Annotated in this window: 1 protein-coding gene and 3 pseudogenes; 1 reads left to right on the forward strand and 3 read right to left on the reverse strand. The window is 72.3% G+C overall.

Going from position 1 to position 2,897, the window contains the following annotated elements:
• The coding region (locus GJ633_RS15430; RefSeq protein ID WP_197431375.1) for an NAD(P)-binding domain-containing protein at positions 1 to 294 on the reverse strand (294 nt) is incomplete at its 3' end.
• Positions 295 to 423: 129 nt separating this feature from the next.
• On the opposite strand from GJ633_RS15430, the pseudogene GJ633_RS15435 reads away from it, so the two are divergent.
• Positions 424 to 926, forward strand: a pseudogene (locus GJ633_RS15435) (cupin domain-containing protein).
• A gap of 50 nt (positions 927 to 976) precedes the next feature.
• On the opposite strand, the pseudogene gcvPB reads toward GJ633_RS15435, so the two are convergent.
• Together gcvPB and GJ633_RS15445 are read right to left on the reverse strand one after the other, a co-directional pair.
• Positions 977 to 2,408 (reverse strand): annotated as a pseudogene (gene gcvPB, locus GJ633_RS15440) (aminomethyl-transferring glycine dehydrogenase subunit GcvPB).
• Positions 2,409 to 2,897 (reverse strand): annotated as a pseudogene (locus GJ633_RS15445) (glycine dehydrogenase); the annotation flags it as partial.

The following is a 2,897-nucleotide window of genomic DNA, read 5'->3' on the forward strand; positions in this document are numbered from 1 at the left end:
GACGACGTCGTCGCCGTCGAGGTGGGGTTCTAGGTCCGCGAGCGTGGCGTCGACCGCGTCGCCCGCGGGCACCATGAGCCAGATGCGCTTGCCGTCTTCCCCGCCGTCCGCCGGCGACTCCGACAGCCGGTCGCACAGGTCAGCGACCGAGTCGGCCGGCTCCGCGCCGTTCTCCGCCACCTCCGCCGTCGCCTCCGCCGAGAGGTCGAACGCGACCACGTCGTGGCCCGCGTTCAGCGACCGGTTCGCCACGATCTGCCCCATCCGTCCGAGTCCGATGACGCCGAATTCCATGGCCGGGGGTGCGGTACCGCCCGCCGTAGTGGTTCCGGTTCCGTCGCCTCGGCGTCTGGTTCCGTCGCCTCGCGTTCCAGTTCCGTCATCTCGCGCAAGCGTTTTGAGCGTGACCTGTGAGCACGACCCATGCGACGAGCGAGCGAGGACGATCTCGAGTGGACCGAGACCGACCGGGGAGACGCCCGCTTCCGCCGGAAGCAACTCGCCGAGGCCGCCGGCGGCGAGCGGATCGGCTGTAGCCTCTACGAGCTACCGGCCGGCGGGAAGTCGTGGCCGTACCACTACCACACCGCCAACGAGGAGGCGCTGTACGTCTGCTCGGGGGAGGCGCTCCTCCGACACGGCGAGGCGAGCGGCGACGAGGCCACCGCACGCATCGCCGCCGGCGACTACGTCGCGTTCCCGGCGGACGCGTCGGGCGCACACCGCGTCGTCAACGACGGCGACGAGCCGGTCCGGTACCTCGTCGTCTCGACGATGACCGAGCCCGACGTGACGGTCTACCCGGACTCCGGAACGTTCGGCGTGTTCGTCGGGTCTCCGCCCGGCGGCCGCGAGGAGCGCTCGCTGTCGGGCTACTACGACGCGACGCGACCGTCGGCTACTGGGCGGGAGGCGACGGCGAGTAACCGGCCGCGGCGCCGACGGCGAGTGATCGGCCGCGGCGCCGACCGCCGGCTCACTCCTCGTCGAGCGCCTGCCACGAGAGCCGGGGGTTCCGCGCGGCGCCCACCTGGTCGATCCGGCCCGCGGCGGTGCGGTTCGGCGCGGTCTCGAGCGCCTCGTCGCTGTCGGCGTACGCGAGGTTGAACGCTTCCGCGAGGTCGTCGAGCGACGACCGCCCCTCGATCTCCGTCGGCTCGGTCAACATCGCCTCGGGCACCATCTCCGGCCACTTCGTCGTCGGGGGGGTGGACGCCGAAATCCAGCATGCGCTTGGCGACGTCGGCGGCGTCCCGGTCGCCCGCGGTCGCCGCGAACTCGTGGTGGAACGGGCCGTACGGGACGTCGAGGTCGATCTGCTCGGCGAGGTAGTTCGCGTTGAGCACGGCCTTCGCGGCCGCGTCCGCGAGCCCCTCGTCCCCGAGGCGGGCGATGTACGCGTACGCCTTGATCAACACGAGCCAGTTGCCCTGGAAGCCGTGGACCTTCCCGATCGTGTGCTCCGGCTCGAACGTCTCGTACCCCTTCTCGCCGTTCGTGTCGCGCACGCGGGGCGTCGGCAGGTACGGCGCGAGCTCCTCGACGACCCCCACGGGGCCCGCTCCCGGCCCGCCGCCGCCGTGCGGGGTCGCGAACGTCTTGTGGACGTTGTAGTGCATCACGTCGAACCCCATGTCGCCGGGGCGGCCGCGACCCAGGAGGGCGTTGAGGTTCGCGCCGTCGTAGTAGAGCAGCCCGCCCGCGTCGTGGACGATCTCGGCGATCTCGGTGATATCGCGCTCGAAGAGCCCCACCGTGTTCGGGTTCGTGAGCATGAGCGCGGCGGTGTCGTCGCCGACGGCCGCCTCGAGCGCCCCGACGTCGACGCGCCCGTCGTCGCCCGAGGGGAGCTCGACCACGTCGTAGCCGGCCATCGCCGCGGTCGCGAAGTTCGTCCCGTGGGCGGACGCCGGGATCACGACCTCCGAGCGGTCGTTCCCGTGGTGGGCGTGGTACGCCCGCGCGATCAGGATCCCCGTCAGCTCGCCGGCGGCGCCCGCGGGCGGCTGGAGCGTGACCGCGTCCATCCCGCCGATCTCCGCGAGGAACTCCTGGAGCCGGTACTGGAGCTCGAGGGTCCCCTGCACGGAGCGCTCCGAACGGTCCGGGTGGACGGCGGCGTTCGGGTCGGCCGCGACGTCCTCGGTGAACTTCGGGTTGTACTTCATCGTGCAGCTCCCGAGCGGGTACGGCCCGGAGTCGATCGCCCAGTTCATCTGCGAGAGCCGGGTGTAGTGGCGGGCGACCGCGGGCTCTTCGGGGTTCGGCAGCGTGAGTTCCTCGCGGGTCAGCTCGTCCGGCAGCGGGGACGACTCCCGCACGTCGACGATCGCCGTGCCCTTCTCCGAGAGCAGCGGCTCGTGGACGTCCGCCGCGTCGCGCTCGTAGTTCGCCTGGTCGTGGATCACTCAGATCACCTCCTCGAAGGCGGCGACCAGCCCGTCCGCCCGGTCGGCGGTCAGGTCGGTGACACAGACCTGTAGCAGGTGCTCGTCGATCGCGTGGACCGCGAACCCCGCGGCCTCGAGGTCGGCGGCGATCGCGGCCGCCGGCTGGTCGACGCGCACCGCGAACTCACGGACGTGGTGGCGGTCGTGGACCGGCGCCGCCGCGCCGCTGATCGCGTCGATCCGCTCGGCGAGGGCGGCCGCCTCGCGGACGCAGTCGTTCGCGAGGGCGACGAGCCCGTCCGGCCCGAGCGTCGCCGCGTGGATCGCCGCCCGCAGCGCGACCCACGCCTGGTTCGTACAGATGTTCGAGGTCGCCCGCTGCTTGCGGATGTGCTGCTCGCGCGTCTGGAGCGTGAGCGTGAACGCGCGGTCGCCGTCGGCGTCCTCGCTCGCGCCGACGAGCCGACCGGGGGACCTGCCGGAGGTACGCCTCGCGGCACGCGAAGA

This window comes from Halorubrum sp. CBA1125 (assembly GCF_009742825.1).
GTDB lineage: Archaea > Halobacteriota > Halobacteria > Halobacteriales > Haloferacaceae > Halorubrum.